The 17,082-nt window shown below is 45.4% G+C and carries 12 protein-coding genes, 2 tRNA genes and 3 rRNA genes (1 of these 17 only partly in view); all 17 read right to left on the bottom strand.

The features are described from left to right. Positions 1 to 820 (bottom strand): 23S ribosomal RNA (locus AC1ECB_RS26100) (it extends 2,096 nt beyond the left edge of the window). Positions 821 to 1,195: 375 nt separating this feature from the next. Further along, positions 1,196 to 1,312, bottom strand: a 5S ribosomal RNA gene (gene rrf, locus AC1ECB_RS26095). A 4-nt stretch (positions 1,313 to 1,316) separates the two neighbouring features. Next, positions 1,317 to 1,392: transfer RNA gene (locus AC1ECB_RS26090), tRNA-Ala, on the bottom strand. A 140-nt stretch (positions 1,393 to 1,532) separates the two neighbouring features. Further along, positions 1,533 to 1,609 (bottom strand) — tRNA-Ile (locus tag AC1ECB_RS26085). A gap of 192 nt (positions 1,610 to 1,801) precedes the next feature. Continuing rightward, positions 1,802 to 3,356: ribosomal RNA gene (locus tag AC1ECB_RS26080) — 16S ribosomal RNA — on the bottom strand. Together the 16S, 23S and 5S rRNA genes with 2 tRNA genes alongside form the textbook arrangement of a ribosomal RNA operon. A 411-nt stretch (positions 3,357 to 3,767) precedes the next feature. Beyond that, positions 3,768 to 5,270 (bottom strand): lysine--tRNA ligase, encoded by a 1,503-nt coding sequence (gene lysS, locus AC1ECB_RS26075; protein WP_485666516.1) that lies wholly within the window; start codon positions 5,268 to 5,270, stop codon positions 3,768 to 3,770. Positions 5,271 to 5,302: 32 nt separating this feature from the next. Then, positions 5,303 to 5,782 carry a transcription elongation factor GreA gene (gene greA, locus AC1ECB_RS26070; protein WP_094605238.1) on the bottom strand — a complete coding sequence of 160 codons (480 nt, stop codon included), beginning with the start codon at positions 5,780 to 5,782 and terminating at the stop codon, positions 5,303 to 5,305. A 257-nt stretch (positions 5,783 to 6,039) separates the two neighbouring features. Beyond that, on the bottom strand, positions 6,040 to 7,134 hold the full coding sequence (locus AC1ECB_RS26065) for a saccharopine dehydrogenase NADP-binding domain-containing protein (RefSeq protein WP_485666515.1): 1,095 nt from the start codon (positions 7,132 to 7,134) through the stop codon (positions 6,040 to 6,042). Between the two features lie 14 nt (positions 7,135 to 7,148). After that, positions 7,149 to 8,051, bottom strand: coding sequence for a quinate 5-dehydrogenase (locus AC1ECB_RS26060; protein ID WP_485666514.1), 903 nt, complete (start codon positions 8,049 to 8,051; stop codon positions 7,149 to 7,151). A gap of 16 nt (positions 8,052 to 8,067) precedes the next feature. Further along, complete coding sequence (locus tag AC1ECB_RS26055; protein WP_485666513.1) at positions 8,068 to 8,589, bottom strand: helix-turn-helix domain-containing protein; 522 nt, start codon at positions 8,587 to 8,589, stop codon at positions 8,068 to 8,070. Between the two features lie 116 nt (positions 8,590 to 8,705). Further along, complete coding sequence (locus AC1ECB_RS26050; protein ID WP_485666512.1) at positions 8,706 to 9,668, bottom strand: hypothetical protein; 963 nt, start codon at positions 9,666 to 9,668, stop codon at positions 8,706 to 8,708. A gap of 219 nt (positions 9,669 to 9,887) precedes the next feature. Continuing rightward, positions 9,888 to 10,856 (bottom strand): tRNA dihydrouridine synthase DusB, encoded by a 969-nt coding sequence (dusB, locus tag AC1ECB_RS26045; RefSeq protein ID WP_485666511.1) that lies wholly within the window; start codon positions 10,854 to 10,856, stop codon positions 9,888 to 9,890. 72 nt (positions 10,857 to 10,928) lie between these two features. Then, positions 10,929 to 11,693: a type III pantothenate kinase gene (locus AC1ECB_RS26040; protein WP_485666510.1), complete on the bottom strand. Its 765-nt coding sequence runs from the start codon at positions 11,691 to 11,693 to the stop codon at positions 10,929 to 10,931. Between the two features lie 129 nt (positions 11,694 to 11,822). Further along, a complete protein-coding gene (locus tag AC1ECB_RS26035) occupies positions 11,823 to 12,797 on the bottom strand; it encodes a biotin--[acetyl-CoA-carboxylase] ligase (protein WP_485666509.1) in 975 nt (324 codons plus the stop codon). Between the two features lie 3 nt (positions 12,798 to 12,800). Beyond that, positions 12,801 to 13,871: a uroporphyrinogen decarboxylase/cobalamine-independent methonine synthase family protein gene (locus tag AC1ECB_RS26030; RefSeq protein ID WP_485666508.1), complete on the bottom strand. Its 1,071-nt coding sequence runs from the start codon at positions 13,869 to 13,871 to the stop codon at positions 12,801 to 12,803. 18 nt (positions 13,872 to 13,889) lie between these two features. Continuing rightward, positions 13,890 to 14,984, bottom strand: coding sequence for a YibE/F family protein (locus AC1ECB_RS26025; protein ID WP_485666507.1), 1,095 nt, complete (start codon positions 14,982 to 14,984; stop codon positions 13,890 to 13,892). Between the two features lie 74 nt (positions 14,985 to 15,058). Beyond that, positions 15,059 to 16,978 (bottom strand): ATP-dependent zinc metalloprotease FtsH, encoded by a 1,920-nt coding sequence (gene ftsH, locus AC1ECB_RS26020; protein WP_485666506.1) that lies wholly within the window; start codon positions 16,976 to 16,978, stop codon positions 15,059 to 15,061. Positions 16,979 to 17,082: the final 104 nt, after the last annotated feature.

The raw sequence follows: 17,082 nt of genomic DNA, 5'->3' as shown, positions 1-17,082 counted from the left end.
GCGTTCGATTGGCATTTCACCCCTATCCACAACTCATCCCAAAGCTTTTCAACGCTCACGGGTTCGGTCCTCCACGCATTTTTACCTGCGCTTCAACCTGGCCATGGATAGATCACTGCGGTTTCGGGTCTACAATAACTAACTATCGCCCTATTTAGACTCGCTTTCGCTTCGGCTCCGTGTTTCCCACTTAACCTCGCTAGTTACTGTAACTCGCCGGTTCATTCTTCAATAGGCACGCCGTTGACCACATAAGGGTCTTCGACTGCTTGTAGACATACGGTTTCAGGTTCTCTTTCACTCCCCTCCCGGGGTGCTTTTCACCTTTCCCTCACGGTACTATGCGCTATCGGTCGCCAAGGAGTATTTTGCCTTGGAGGGTGGTCCCCCTGCTTCCCACAGGGTTCCTCGTGTCCCGTGGTACTCTGGATTCTGACCCTCAGATGCAATCTTTCGTTTACAGGGCTGTTACCTTCTGTGGCCTACCTTTCCAGGTAGTTCAACTAGATATTTTCTGATTTATGTCAGTCCTCAACCCCAGCGAGCAAAGCTCTCTGGTTTGGGCTCTTCCCCGTTCGCTCGCCGCTACTTAGGGAATCTCAATTGATTACTTTTCCTCCGGGTACTTAGATGTTTCAGTTCCCCGGGTGCCCTCCTAACTTACGTTAGGTGACGGTGCATTACCACCGCCGGGTTCCCCCATTCGGAAATCCAGGAGTCAAAGCTTGCTTGCAGCTCTTCCTGGCATATCGGAGCTTACCCCGTCCTTCGTCGGCTCTTGGCGCCTAGGCATCCGCCGTATGCCCTTAGTAACTTGACTTAATTAAGTCTTGTTGCTGCATACTTTGTCGACTGTCTATCGCACATCATCTGCGTTGTTGTCAGTCCGGGCGCTCTCTTCGACGTACTTCCAGTACGACTCCGTTCGCGTCCTCCTTCCGCCTAGCATCTGATGCACGCTAGCCAGTCTCTCGGCTACATCTTACTGTGCCGAGGGTTTAGCTTACGTTTTGCCTTCAGTTAAATCCTAATTGCGCTTCGTTAAGTTACTTCACATATTTGCATATGAGAGGTAATTTTACTTTGCTTTCTTCTGTGCAGTTTTCAAGGAACACTTGCTCGACTTTCGATTTGCGACTTTGGACTTTTCGATGGTTTATCGAAGGTCGTACGTCTAACATCGACTGTCGAGACGAACCAGCAACTTCCTAATCTCCCAGGCCGTTTCCAGCCAAGTACCTTCGGCGTTTGTGGGCTTAACTACTGTGTTCGGTATGGGAACAGGTGGAACCCCACAGCTATCGTCACTGGATATATGGTGGAGACGAGCGGGATCGAACCGCTGACCCCCTGCTTGCAAGGCAGGTGCTCTCCCAGCTGAGCTACGCCCCCATAAACCATTGATAATACCCCATCTGCGTCGTTGCTCCTCAAACTGCTTGATTGCGTACACACTTCGTACGCGGCACTGCGCAGTTCTCCGGTGCGCCTAGCAGCTGTGGCATTCTAAATGCTTTACCTAGATTAAGGTATGGTGGGCCTAAGTGGACTTGAACCACTGACCTCACGCTTATCAGGCGTGCGCTCTAACCAGCTGAGCTATAGGCCCATTAAGGATCTACTATGTTATCAAAATTACTCATGTATTTCACTAAGTAATTTTGACAACTTGCATTCCCTCAAAACTAAACAATGTAAGAGATACTACAGCGAGCACATAAGCTCCGTCTAGTATCGTAATGCTTGCCAAATGTACCGACCTGGAAGTAGTTCAGTTGTTACACTGAACGGTTCTCCCTAGAAAGGAGGTGATCCAGCCGCACCTTCCGATACGGCTACCTTGTTACGACTTCACCCCAATCATCGGCCCCACCTTAGACGGCTAGTTCCATTGCTGGTTACCCCACCGGCTTCGGGTGTTGTCAACTTTCGTGGTGTGACGGGCGGTGTGTACAAGGCCCGGGAACGTATTCACCGCAGTATGCTGACCTGCGATTACTAGCGATTCCGACTTCACGGAGGCGAGTTGCAGCCTCCGATCCGAACTGAGAGCTTGTTTATGCGTTTGGCTTACCCTCGCGGGCTTGCTTCGCTTTGTTTAAGCCCATTGTAGTACGTGTGTAGCCCAGGACATAAGGGGCATGATGACTTGACGTCATCCCCGCCTTCCTCCGCATTGTCTGCGGCAGTCTCCCTTGAGTTCCCGCCTTTACGCGCTGGCAACAAAGGATAAGGGTTGCGCTCGTTGCGGGACTTAACCCAACATCTCACGACACGAGCTGACGACAGCCATGCACCACCTGTTTTCGTGTATCCCGAAGGATAGGAACTAATCTCTTAGCTTTTCACTCAATGTCAAGTCCTGGTAAGGTTCTTCGCGTTGCGTCGAATTAAACCACATACTCCACCGCTTGTGCGGGCCCCCGTCAATTCCTTTGAGTTTCAACCTTGCGCCGTACTCCCCAGGCGGGGTACTTATTGCGTTAGCTTGCGGCACAGAGGGGGTCGATACCCTCTACACCTAGTACCCATCGTTTACGGCCAGGACTACCGGGGTATCTAATCCCGTTCGCTCCCCTGGCTTTCGCGCCTCAGTGTCAGACACAGTCCAGAAAGTCGCCTTCGCCACTGGTGTTCCTCCCAATATCTACGCATTTCACCGCTACACTGGGAATTCCACTTTCCTCTCCTGCACTCAAGATTTCCAGTTTCCTGCGCCTATACGGGGTTGAGCCCCGCACTTAGACACACGACTTAAAAATCCACCTACACGCCCTTTACGCCCAATAATTCCGGACAACGCTTGCCACCTACGTATTACCGCGGCTGCTGGCACGTAGTTAGCCGTGGCTTCCTCCTTTGGTACCGTCATTGCTCTACATTATTCACATAGAACACGTTCGTCCCAAACGACAGAGCTTTACAATCCGAAGACCTTCTTCACTCACGCGGCGTTGCTCCGTCAGACTTTCGTCCATTGCGGAAGATTCCCCACTGCTGCCTCCCGTAGGAGTCTGGGCCGTGTCTCAGTCCCAGTGTGGCCGTTCATCCTCTCAGACCGGCTACTGATCGTCGCCTTGGTGAGCCGTTACCTCACCAACTAGCTAATCAGACGCAGACCCATCTCTAAGCGGTAGCATATTCAGAGGCCACCTTTCTTATCCTAGTCATGCGACTAAGATACCACATTCGGTATTAGCACCACTTTCGCGGTGTTGTCCCCAATTTAGAGGCAGGTTGTCTACGCGTTACTCACCCGTTCGCCACTAGGAGTTACAAGTAACTCCCCGTTCGACTTGCATGTGTTAGGCACGCCGCCAGCGTTCGTCCTGAGCCAGGATCAAACTCTCCATAAAAGATTTTATGAAAAGCCAATTGGCTCTTTAAAGCTATTTAGAAATTGTTATTGGTTTTGTATGTCGCATGCGACATACAACCGCACATCTGGCTTTTTGATGCATTACTTACATTGTTTAGTTTTCAGGGAACATTTTGTCGTTCGCATTGCGGCGACAGCTTTTATATATTATCACATCAAATAAGATATGTCAATATATTTTTTGAAATACTTTTTGAATTTTCAATCGTTGTTTTGCGACTTCTATATCCTATCACATATCAACTATTTTTGTCAACATGTATTTGTGATTTAATTCTATGAATACATCGACCGAACGAAATTTATTTTACCATAATCATTTAAAGCCGTCAATGAAAAAATACAGCTAAAGAAAAGGACTAACCAATTCTGGTCAGCCCTTTAACCACTAGTCACGGTGGCGCATATGTGGAAATAATATTACGTCCCTAATCGAATAGGAATCAGTTATAAACATAACTAACCGATCAATACCAATACCTAAACCTCCTGTGGGGGGCAAGCCATATTCAAGAGCATTGATATAGTCCTCATCCATCATATGTGCTTCATCATCACCAGCCATACGCTGAGCCAGCTGATCGGCAAAACGCCCATGTTGATCAATAGGATCATTTAGCTCAGAAAAGCCATTGGCAACTTCACGTCCAAAGATAAATGCTTCAAAACGATCAGTAATTTCAGGATTATCTTTATTTCGTTTAGCTAAAGGTGATATTTCTGTAGGATGACCGATTATAAAGGTTGGCTGAATCAAATGTTCCTCGCAAACCTCTTCAAATACATTGTTTAAGATACCGCCTATCCCATGTTTCTGCTCATATTTAACACCAAGCTTGTCGGCAATGGCACGAGCTTCAGCTACTGTCTTAACCACACTAAAATCTTCCCCTGAATATTTTTGTATGGCTTCCGGCATGGTGAGTCTGTTCCACGGCGGTGTAAGATCAATTTCCTGCCCTTGATAAATAATCTTGGTTGTACCTAAGAGAGCCTCTGCAACTTTGGCTATCACTTCCTCTGTCAACCGCATAACATCCTTATAATCGGCAAAAGCCTGATATAGCTCAAGTATAGTAAATTCCGGGTTATGTTTAATATCAATGCCTTCGTTTCTAAATACCCGGCCAAGTTCGTATACTTTTTCAAAACCACCAACAATTAGCCGTTTAAGATACAACTCCGGCGCAATCCGCATAAATAGTTTCATATCAAGTGCATTATGATGAGTAATAAACGGGCGCGCTGCCGCACCGCCAGCAATCGGGTGCATCATTGGTGTTTCCACTTCTAAAAAGCCGCGTTCATCTAATTGTTGCCGAACCACCTGAATGATTTTACTGCGCATAATAAAGTTATTACGCACATCGGGGTTGACAATTAAATCAAGATAACGCTGCCGATAGCGAGTCTCGACATCCTTTAAACCATGCCATTTCTCCGGCAGCGGGCGTAAGGATTTGGCCAAAAACTCAAATCGATTTGCTTTTATACTGATTTCACCTTTTTGTGTAGTAAATACTATACCTTCAATACCTATAATATCGCCAATATCTAACAGATGAAACTGCTCATAAGCCGTTTCGCCCAGTACATCTTGACGAAAGTAAATTTGGATTCTTCCAGTAATATCCATTACATGACCAAAACTGGCCTTTCCGTGACCACGCACAGCCATGAGCCGTCCGGCAATGCGGACAGTTTGTCCTTCTAGTTCAGCATAATCATCAATAATTGTTTTCGCATGATGAGTAAAATCATACTTGCGTCCAAAAGGTTCAATTCCCTGGGCGGCCACCTTATCCATCTTTTCCCGACGAACCTTCATCAGTTCGTTTAGTTCCTCGGTCGCTTGCGGGTTGTTATCCTGTACTACTTCTATTTCTGCCATGAAACTTCTCCCCTGTCTTTTCTCAATAGAAATTAATGGTGACGTCTAATCTCCATAATCTCATATTTAAGCATACCTGCTGGTACATTAACTTCTACAACGCTGCCGACCTTTTGACCAATTATAGCCTGCCCAACCGGCGATTCGTTGGAAATTTTAAGTTCGGTCGGGTCAGCCTCAGCTGAGCCAACAATAGTATATTCGAGTTCATCGTCAAACTCCAAATCCTTAAGTTTGACAGTTGAGCCCAAAGCAACAATATCTGTGCCCACTTCCCCTTCATCAATCACCTTAGCATTACGCAACATTTTTTCCAAAGTAAGAATGTCGCCTTCTATAAAGGCTTGTTCATTTTTGGCATCTTCGTACTCCGAGTTTTCACTGATGTCGCCAAATTCAATTGCTTGCTTAATACGTTCAGCTACCTCCCGGCGGCGAACCGACTTTAGATGGTCAAGCTTCTGCTCTAACTTCTTCAGTCCATCAATGGTAAGCATAACATCTTTTTCCATGGTTCATTCTCCTCTTATTAGCTATTTGCCAAAAATATTTTGCAAATATTATAAATTTTTCTTTGTAAATAGTGTATTCAGTTTGTTTTTAAAATTTCCCTTCTGATAAAAAAATCTTCATATCCAGGAATTAGACAATATAAATAGTGCCAAGTAGAACTTGACACCGTTTTATGGTAAGAGATACCTGAACATTGTGTGCAGCATCCTCTATTTTTCATTATTATAGGCATAAATATGTCCTTTGTCAATATTTTCTAAAGCACTCCTTTCGAAATCTGCAAAGTTTTTGCAAGTGCATTGGCTTTAATAGACGCAAGTTCCTGTGAAGTAATAGCTCGTTCAAAGCTGCGAAATCCTGCCAACTTGAAGCCATGCTTAGCCGCTAGTCTATCAATGATTTCCACTTGCTTAACCGTTAAGTCCCGCCCTAACGTAAAATTCTCATAGCGCCCCTCTAACGCTAATATCATGGTTTCGGCCATACACGCATAGGCTGTTTGCGGCGGAAACCCAAAATTCAGTCCAAATTGTACATCCCCCGGAACCTCCACAACCCCGCCCTCTAACACAAGTACATCATTGCGTATTTCCGCTACGCGGCGTGAAACATTACGTGGTCTGGCCACATCACAGACAATAGCTCCCGGCTTTAGGTCCTCAGGCTCAATTATGCTGTCAATAGCACTGGTTACAGCTACTACAATATCAGCATTTCTAATAGCCTGTTTAGTATTTGCCGTTACCCGGACGGCTAATCCCGTAGCTTTCAAAATTTGTTTGGAAAGTTTTTCAAGTTTGACCTCATCCCGGGCCGCCAGTGTCAGGTAGCGCACTTCCCGGGCTAAAATCTGAGCGCAAGCCGCGCCAATAGACCCAGTAGCACCTAAGATAAGCACATTAGTCCGCAATAAATCAATCCCCATTGCTTTGGCAGCTTGGCGTGTACCTTCCAGGGCAGTAGCTACGGTGTAACTGTTGCCTGTTGTTACGGCAATTTTTAAGTTTTTAGCAACTGTTATACCTGCGTCACCAACAACAGATGTAAAAGCACCTAGACCCATAATTTTAGCTCCAAGTTTTTCAGCTACCTTACCGGTCTTAATGATTTTATTAATTACATACGGCTCAGGCATGGCAACCATTTGCCGTGACGTCAGAGGACACCCGACAAACCAGCCTTCTGCCTTATTATGTCCAGAATCAATACCACTAATGTGAGAGACTTTGAACGGCGGTATGTATTTGATAATACCTTCTACTAACCTATCCGGCCAGTTACGGGTAAAAGAAAACTTCCGGCTAAAATCGCTAGCTTCCAAAGGATGAACTACAAAAGCAAACTTTTGCAAATACAAGCGCCTCCTTATGTAAGTTTTTTAAACCTTGGCTCAATCCCAGCTTGTTCAATAAGCTCAATATAATTTTCTACCGTTAGCTGAGCTGGATGTTTTCCGGATAAGGCCGTCAGCACTCCTTCTAATAGGTTAGTCCCAAAAGATCGACCACCCATTTCCGGTGTAGTTGTTACCAAGGTAGTAACCCCCCGTTCTTTTAGCAAAACTTCATCCTCTTGTGTTACCGTGTTGGTAATAATCAATTTATCTTTCATAGTATCTGGCATGTAGCGCCTAATAAAATGAAAATCACCAGCAACAATCGACGCACGGTGAAAATACTTCGCAAATTTAGGAGACATCTGGTTTTGCTTATCGCCTGTAGGATAAAACAAACTAACAGGCAATTTGGTAATAACAGGTGCTACTAGCTTAGCCAACCGGTTCAGGCCGTCTAAGGTCGTAATAGGTATTGGCAAGCCCAGGCCAAACATCAAATCGCCAAACACAGTTTTACAGCCCGCGCCTGCCAAAGCTTCGGCTAATCCGAACCGGTCAACAGCACATACAATAAGCGCTTGTTTATCTTTGAATTCAAAACCATATTTATTAATAAGATAAGGTATTATCCGTCGCTCCAATGTATTCTTAATGGCACTGCCATCAACTACTGGTGTTATTTTGGCATTAGCAGCTAATGCCGCTGACTCCCGGAAAGTATACCGCTTTTTGCCAGCATAAATATATAAATCAGTACCACCAAGACCAATTGCATCCACCTGCCCATCCAGCTCGCGGATAAGATCTGCTGCTACCTGTTTATTCCCATCAGTTCCAATTCTCTTAATTTGAAACTGTTGACCACCAAATTCAGTAATAATCGTGCTATTACGATTTGATGAACCCAGACTGATGCTTACCACCTGTTTCATCCTTGTATCCTCCTGGCTAAAACCTCAGCTGCCTAATAAGCGCACAAATATCTTCCGGATTGACATATTTATCTTCAGAAATTGGCGATTCCCCAATTTGTACACCAATTACTGTTTTGTCCAGTAAGGCTTCCATTAGCTTAATGCGCATATTTGAGCCAATAATAATTACTATATCATACTTATGGACGTTGGATATTATTTCCATAATAGTGTTAAATAATTCTATTCCGCTTTTGGTTTGAACAAAATCTAAGCGTTCCTGCTCAGATAAAACGAGGCAAAAATCAACACCTTCTTGCCTGGCAACAGTATATATCTCTTGACAATTTATTATTGGAAAGCCTATTAGCGCTACACGACCGCCTTTACGAATCTCACCAACAGCTTCGAGACGCGAAACAAAGGTGCGATCAACACCAGTTTGGCCTGCCACCTCTTGCTGTGATAAGCCGTCTCGCCGCAATTCAAGAATCCGGTCAACAGTATGATGAATTTTCTGTTGATCAACAATCTTGTCGCCAATACGAAGCAACACGGCGCGTTCATCTCCCTTAGTATATGTGCACACTATTGTGTACATGCATATTTTAGCATTATCTTTACTAAATAACAAGTTTACCACGAAATAGAAACCGGGCAGAAGAAAAGCCGTTATTCCCAAGGTTCAAAGGGAAAACGGCTAATTACTCTTTTATAAGTTTCCAGCTTTAATACGGTATCATCATGGGCCATACCCTTTTTGAGTCCCTGCAGCACACGGATACCTTGATTCATAGTAATACCAATATCATCAGTAAGCTGAGACATAGTAGCACGACGAGCTTTGTCAATAGACTCATTCAGTGACTTACCTGCCTCAATATTGTTAACAAACTTTTGCGCCAAATAAAATTGGGCTAAATTTGTCATCGGATTCCCACAAGCCCCGCTGGCTGTCAAACCTAATGCTTCCGGCATGGTATGTTTAATACTAAACTCCACTGATTTTTTTAACTCATCGGTCTCCCGGCCCATAGCTTCCACCAACGTTCGTGCCGTGCATAACCCATAGGTAGTCAAAGCCCTGATAACCGAGTGTTCAATCGTATGAGCCTGTTCAAGTTCAACCAAACCACCTAAATTAGCCGTTATGCTGACTTGCTCGCCTGTCTCAAGATCTGAGCCGTAAATGGTTACAGGTATATCACTTTTATCGCGAAACTCAGTGTATCCCCCCTGAGGCGCCCAACCAGCGCCGGAGATAGCCGGGTACTGCTTACGCATCTTTTTTAGGTTGATATATTCGATATCATTTGAGTAAAGATAGCTGCCCGCGGTCCGCATAGTATACCAGCGGGCATGGCCTCTACCTTCCAGTTTAGCCATAAGTACCGGAGTTTCGACATTATTATTGTCTACAGCCATCTGACTCCAAATATTCATAATGCGGACAATTACACCAACAGGATATAAGGCTTGTTCTTCAACAATCCAGGGACAAATAAGTATTTCTCGTCCCACCCCCACATCCAGCAGTAACTGACCTCCGTTTTCAATAATAAACATACCGGTAATCGTTCCACCCTGCGGCCTTGGCAATACGCCGTTAGCGACAGGCATTATAAGCATATGCATCTTATCCTCCGCGGAAACTGCTTATAAACGCCCATCTGCACGGGCTGTTACAACAAGCCCCCTACCATCCCAGAGACGTATCGCAGTCTCGTAGGCGACGGTGCTGCTTCTGCGCGTGCTCACTGCGACGTACTTCCAGTACGACTCCGTTCGCATGCTCGGCGCGCCTAGCAGCTGGACATTTCTAAGCAGTTTCCGGTCTTTGCACAATAAATTTTCTTAAGTTATACCATTACGATAGCTTTCCATAATGCGAATAAAATCTTCTCTGCTTATTGCCTGGTTAAACCTTAGCCTTAGCTCGGCTGATTTGGGCAGGCCTTTGGTGTACCAGGCGGCATGACTACGCATTTCGCGGATGCCAATGTATTCACCTTTGTGTTCAACAAGCATGTCGAGATGTCTAAGCAGCATGTCGATTCGTTCATTCAGTTCAGGTGCTGGCAAAATTTCGCCTGTTGCAAGATACTCGGCAACCTGACGGAATATCCAGGGATTCCCCTGGGCTCCCCGCCCTATCATTATGCCATCACAGCCAGTTTCAGTCAACATACGCTTGGCATCTTGCGGTGTACGGATATCGCCATTACCAATGACAGGAATGTGAACAGCTGCTTTTACTTCCCTGATAATATTCCAATCTGCAGAGCCAGAATAAAATTGTTCCCGGGTACGCCCGTGAATACTGACAGCTGCCACTCCGGCTTGCTCTGCCAGCCTGGCAAGCTCTACGGCATTCACTGATTTTTCGTCCCAGCCCTTGCGAAACTTTACAGTAACTGGGACATTACCTGCCGCAGTCACTACAGCAGCAATAATCTGGTTTGCAAGCTCAGGTTTTCGCATCAACGCTGAGCCCTCACCATTTTTAACAATTTTAAGTGTCGGACAGCCCATGTTAATGTCAATAATATCGGCCCCGGCGGCAGCAACAATTTTGGCCGCCCGCCCCATACTCTCAGGTTCTGAACCAAATATCTGCAAAGCTACCGGCCGTTCTTGCTCTTCGATCGCCAACATTTTTTTTGTATGGACATTATCATAAATTAGTCCTTTATCGCTCACCATCTCAGAGTACACTAAACCACAGCCCATCTCTTTAGCCAGCAAGCGAAAGGGCAAATCAGTAACCCCGGCCATCGGGGCCAAAATAACCGGATTTGCCAGTGAAATTTTATCGATATGCATAGGTCCCTCCTCGGCAAGTAAAAGAAAAGCGGCCACATTTGACCGCCTCGGCGAACTACCCCTATAAAAATTCTAGCGATTACGTTCGTAAATAAGCCTAAGACCATCTAATGTCAAAAAGGTGTCTACTTTATCAATCGTATGCGACTCCTGGGCAATCAGATTAGCCAATCCACCTGTAGCCACAACAGTAGCCTCCGGAAACAGTTCGGCACGCATCCGGCGAACAATCTCATCAACTTGTCCCACAAACCCGTAAATAATGCCTGACTGCATACTGTTTATCGTGTTACGACAAATAACAGTCTTAGGCTTAATAAGCTCAATACGGGGCAATTTGGCCGCCCGTTGGAACAAAGCCTCGGTGGAAATCCAGATACCAGGCGCAATGGCCCCACCCAAATAATCACCATTTTCGGCTAAAGCACAAAACGTTGTAGCAGTACCAAAATCAACAATAATAAGCGGTCCGCCATATTTGTCATAAGCTGCAATGGCATTGACAATCCGGTCTGCGCCCACTTCACGCGGATTTTCATATTTTATACAAATACCAGTCTTAATCCCTGGACCTACGACAAGCGGTTCAACATTAAAATATCGCTGACACATTCTAGTTAAAGGCACAACAAGTGGTGGCACAACGGAAGAAATCACAATAGCTTCCACGTCCTCCATCTTCAGACCGCGATAAGTAAACAGATTGTAAATCAGGACACCATATTCATCACCGGTCTTTTGCTTATCTGTTGAAACCCGCCAATGATAACGAAGTTCATCATGTTCGTAAACTCCTAAAACGATATTGGTATTGCCAACATCAAATACTAACAACATTAGAAAAATCCCCCTGTATGAACTACCTGGCTGCAACTAACGTGAAACAGCCTTGCTCATTAATCGCTATAATTGTACCTAAAAGCAAGGGAATTGTAAATATACCCCTCTAGTAATAGCCTTGACCCGTTACCTGGATACAACAGGACTGATAGACACATCACCAGCTAATACCCGTTCAACACCCTGTGGTGTCTTTACTAACAGCGCACCATCGGCATCAATATCTATGGCTACACCACTGAAGCTGCGATCAAATCCCCGGACATCCACCTGCCGCCCCAGCGTAATTGATTCTTTGCGCCAAGCTGCAAGCACTGGCACAAAACCAGACTTCTTGACAAGTAGATACACATTTTCTAATTCATCCAGGATAGCTGCCAATAACTGTACCCGCGAAATAGAGCGGCCGGTTGCAACCGACAGTGAGGCAGCTATCGGAGCAAGCTCGCTCGGGAAATGCTCAATAGAAACGTTAATTCCCATTCCGATAACTACATAATTGATAACATCCATTTCGGCGCTCATTTCAGTAAGAATCCCCACAACCTTGCGATTATTCCACAAGATATCATTAGGCCACTTAATACCGCATCCTACACCTGTTACCGCGTTGATAGCGCGATTTACACCGACAGCTGCCATCAGCGTACATTTCGCAGCATCCATGGGCCCAAACGGCGGCCGCAGCACGACAGACAGCCAAATCCCCTTGCCAAATGGTGAAAACCAGCCCCTGGCAAGACGTCCACGACCGGTAACCTGGGTTTCAGCCACAACGATGGTCCCTTCCGGGCAACCGTTTGCGGCTAATTTTTTAGCTTCATTGTTGGTTGAATCCACTTCACTGAAATAGTGAATTTCCTGCCCCAATACTGCACTGGTTAGCTGTACTCTAATTTCAGCAGGTAACAATCTGTCGGTATTTTGCCGCAGTGCATAACCAAGCCGGGAATGGGCTTCAATGTCATAACCAGACTGTCTCAATGCCCGAATATGCTTCCACACTGCCGTTCGTGAGACATTTAGGTTGCGCGAAATTTCCTCTCCAGAGATATATTGGCCTGCATTATGTTTGAGTAATTCAAGTATAGCTGTCCGCAATGCTTAATCCCCCAAAATGTTTATTGTTCCAATATCCTTAATCAAATCATAGATATGCTCCGCTAAGGCCACAGGTAACGCCCCTGTTCCACAACTAGGCGTCCAAATCATGTTTTGTCGCAGAGTGATGCTGTCAATGCCTCGATTAGCCAGTTCTGTGCACTGATGTTCAAACCGCGCCAGGATGGATTCCGGTGTTTCCTGCCACGCTTCTTCAGAAGTTGGTACAAGTCCCCAAGCCAGCTTGCCACCCCGGCTCAAATATCCTGCCAAACCCTCTGCCTGTAGCGCCATACCAGTAAAATAATGATAGGCATCAAAGCTTATTACATCAACTGGTAATTCAAACAAAATAGACCAATCAATACCGGCACAGGCATGCACACCTACTTTGACATCTTCGGCATGCAAAGCCTCTATAATAGTGGCCAGAGCAGCCGAAGCCACTTCCCTGGTCAACGTAATATAGCTAGATGACCCTATGAGGAATAAAGACGGATCATCAATAAAAATCATTACTGGTAACCCAAGTGTTTTAAGACGTCTGGCCTCAAAAACGGCCTCAACAGCCAAGCACTTTATCAAGATATCTCGCAGTGTTTCATCATAAAAACAAGCCCGTCCCCGCTCATCTTTAATCTGTAATCCCACTGTCAGAGGTCCACTGACATGTCCCTTCACACCTTCTGCTTGCGGAAAATAACTAGCGAAGTTACTCAAAAAATACTCCATACCAGCAAAGGCTTCCCCTGTTAGCGCAAACGTCTGTGTCGCAGCAGGCTGTTTCTCGATAAATTCCAAATATTTTTCATAAAAGTTCGCTGCTTTCAAATCCCAATCAGCTTCCTGGCGGCAAAATACAGGGTCTTTTAATGGTTGAACCGTTAATACCCCTAGTTTAATGAGCGGCTGTACATATTGCACAAGAAAGCCCTGTTCCGGAATCTTGGCCGGCAGTTGTGGCCAGTGCGGCCAATGCGGCATCGCCGTGGCAATTAGCTTGATTGCTGCCAATTCATCCTGATATGGCAAACTGCCAAGCCCCGTAGCCCGGCATGGTTTTATCCAATCCATAAATTCTCCCCCTGTTCTTTACTTTCTATTCAACAGCAACGCTGTGATTATTGCGGTTAGTGGTATCGCGCAAATAAGACCGATACTGCCAGTTAGTGCCCGGGCAAACTCGGTGACAATCATGTTTAAGTTTAGTATTTTTAGCATAGGCACATTCTGTTGCGAAGCGATTAGCAGCATAAGCGGCAATGAACTGCCTGCATAGGCTAGAATTAGGGTATTGGACATAGTACCCATGATATCCCGTCCGACATTCATGCCCGCCTGGACCAATTCTTTAAAACTGATGGCCGGTTGGACATATTTTACTTCATACACCGCCGAAGCAATAGAGATGGTGACATCCATAACAGCCCCCAGTGCACCAAAAACCATGCCAGCAAAGAGCACTCCTTGAAAATCAATCTGCGACAATACCGCTGCCTTTAACAACATAGCCTCTTCCGAATCCAAGCCTGTTAGATGCATAAATTTAATGGACAACATTGATAACAGGCCAGCTACCGCCACCCCACCGATAGTACCCAATACAGCAGCCAATGTCTTTTTGGAAAAGCCGCTTACCACAAGCTGTGTAACCACTGCAATAATAGCCGCTACTACCAGTGTTAGCAGTGTCAAACTGTATTGGTTATTCATCACTTGGCCAATAAAAAACTTAAAAATCAACAGCATAGAAAATGCAATGACCAACACTGACTTGGCCCCGATGAAACGGCCAAATACCACCAGTACCAACACAAATAACCCAGCCAATAAATATACATAATCAAAGCGGTCAAAATCGCTGACATGATAATTAGTTTTACCAAAATCGTGGGTGACTGCGACAATAACTTTATCGCCGGCTTTGACTCTGATTTCAAATGGGGAACGTTCTGATATAAAGTTAAAGGTATCCACAACATTGCCAGCCTCTGGACCACTGGTCAACTGAATACTGACCAATTCGCCCTTACCCATCTGATACTGTTTTTGCATAGATTGATCAATGGGTCCAACAAATTTCACAATACCCTTTTCATACTCCACAGGCGAAACGGCTGGCGCAGCCTGTAAAATGCCAGAAAACAATAACATAGTAATAAGAATTAATAAAAACAGCCTCTTCAAATTAACCCTCCAATCTAATTTTAATAACAATAACAGCAGGGAATATCCCCTGCTGTTATTTAACATCAATAGTGTTATTCAGCCAAACCAAAACTATAGACAATTTTGGGTCCAGTTTCGGTATCTGGATCAGTTTGTGCCGTAACTGGTGGTATATCAGCAGGCGGCAAATTATCATCACTATCATTTTGCTTTTTAGTTATTTTTCCTTGGTCTAACAGTTGCGCTAATTCCTCACCTTCGAGGGTTTCACGTTCTAAAAGAGCCTCGGCAACTAGATGCAGCTTATCAATATTATCTCTAAGCATTTCTTCGGTTTTAGCATAGGCCGCATCAATCAACCGCCTAACTTCCTTATCAATTGAAGAGGCTACTTCTTCGCTATAATTGCGATCACGGGAAATATCCCGTCCCAGGAAAACTTGTTGTTCCTGGCGGCGACCAAAGGTAATCGGCCCTAATGCGTCACTCATACCATACTCGGTAATCATCTTACGTGTCAAATCAGTAGCGCGTTCTAAATCATTTTGCGCGCCAGTGCTGATTTCACCCAATACAACAGCCTCAGCAACTCGCCCACCAAGGAGCGTATTAAGTTGCTCTAAAAGTTCAGTCTTGGTAGCATAGTAACGGTCTTCCTTCGGCAGCATCAGTGTATAACCGCCTGCCCGTCCGCGAGGAATAATAGAAACTTTATGCACAGGATCAGTATGGGTAAGCATCATGCCAACAAGAGCATGGCCTGCCTCATGATAAGCAGTCAGCCTTTTTTCTTTATCACTGATGACCTTAGATTTGCGTTCAGGTCCTGCTACAACCCGTTCAACAGCTTCTTCCATTTCCGGCATTTCAATACGCCGTTTACTACGTCTAGCCGCTAGTAACGCAGCTTCGTTAACCAGGTTGCTTAAGTCTGCGCCAGTAAAACCAGGGGTGCGCCGCGCCAAAACGTCCAGATCAACATTTTCGCCGACAGGCTTGCCTTTGGTATGCACCTTAAGTATTTCCTGACGACCTTTGACATCAGGACGATCAACCACAATCTGGCGGTCAAACCGACCAGGACGTAAGAGTGCCGGGTCAAGAATATCAGGGCGGTTGGTGGCGGCAATAATAATTATGCCTTCATTAACCCCAAAACCATCCATCTCAACAAGCAGTTGGTTTAGAGTCTGTTCACGCTCGTCATGACCACCGCCCAGGCCTGCGCCCCGCTGGCGGCCAACGGCATCAATTTCATCAATAAACACAATACAGGGAGCACTTTTCTTAGCTTGTTCAAACAAGTCACGCACCCTGGACGCACCTACACCGACAAACATCTCCACAAAGTCGGAGCCACTAATACTAAAGAAGGGTACACCCGCTTCACCGGCTACTGCACGGGCTAGTAACGTTTTACCTGTGCCTGGCGGCCCAAATAAGAGTACACCTTTAGGGATACGCGCCCCTAAATCGTTGAATTTCTTGGGATGCTTTAAGAATTCAACGACCTCTTCCAGATCCTGCTTGGCTTCATCAGCTCCAGCCACATCACTAAATGTGACCTTAGTCTTATCCTCACCATGCAGTTTAGCCCGGGATTTACCAAAAGACATAACCCGGTTACCGCCACCTTGCGTCTGCTGCATGATAAAAAACCACACACCAATTAACAAGAGAATTGGTAAAATCGAAGAAAAAATTGTTGTCCACCACGGTGGCTGTGGCGGCTGTTCCGCCTTAATATCAACACCCTTTTCCCTAAGTTGGTTGATTAGCGTCGGATCGTTTGGAGTAATGGTAGAAAACTCCTGACCATCCTGTAGTTTGCCGCGAATAGTATTGTCAACAATCGTTACCCGCTCAACCTTTTGCTCTTCAACCTGTTTCAGGAATTGAGTGTAACTAACTTCCTGCTTGGGTGTCGTCCGTGATGAATAATAGTCGATTATCGATATGGCTATAATGATAATCAACAAGTAAAAACTGACATTTCGAAAAAACTTGTTCAACAAGTAGCCCTCCTCTCGCTGGACCACACAAACGGCATTAAAGACCTGTTACCATTCATATCGCATAATTATAGCATACTAAATAAAAATTGACAATTAAGGAA

The sequence above is a fragment of the Sporomusa sp. 246TCP1 genome (genome assembly GCF_057319775.1).
The sequence above is the reverse complement of the archived record's forward strand: the minus strand, read 5'-3'. Positions and strand labels throughout refer to the sequence as shown.

What these genes read in the sequence shown, in the direction of transcription:
- lysS (WP_485666516.1), bottom strand. Translation starts at nt 5,270, where the DNA reads ATGGCAGAAATAGAAGTAGTACAGGATAACAACCCGCAAGCGACCGAG.
- greA (WP_094605238.1), bottom strand. Translation starts at nt 5,782, where the DNA reads ATGGAAAAAGATGTTATGCTTACCATTGATGGACTGAAGAAGTTAGAG.
- AC1ECB_RS26060 (WP_485666514.1), bottom strand. Translation starts at nt 8,051, where the DNA reads ATGAAACAGGTGGTAAGCATCAGTCTGGGTTCATCAAATCGTAATAGC.
- AC1ECB_RS26050 (WP_485666512.1), bottom strand. Translation starts at nt 9,668, where the DNA reads ATGCATATGCTTATAATGCCTGTCGCTAACGGCGTATTGCCAAGGCCG.
- dusB (WP_485666511.1), bottom strand. Translation starts at nt 10,856, where the DNA reads ATGCATATCGATAAAATTTCACTGGCAAATCCGGTTATTTTGGCCCCG.
- AC1ECB_RS26040 (WP_485666510.1), bottom strand. Translation starts at nt 11,693, where the DNA reads ATGTTGTTAGTATTTGATGTTGGCAATACCAATATCGTTTTAGGAGTT.
- AC1ECB_RS26030 (WP_485666508.1), bottom strand. Translation starts at nt 13,871, where the DNA reads ATGGATTGGATAAAACCATGCCGGGCTACGGGGCTTGGCAGTTTGCCA.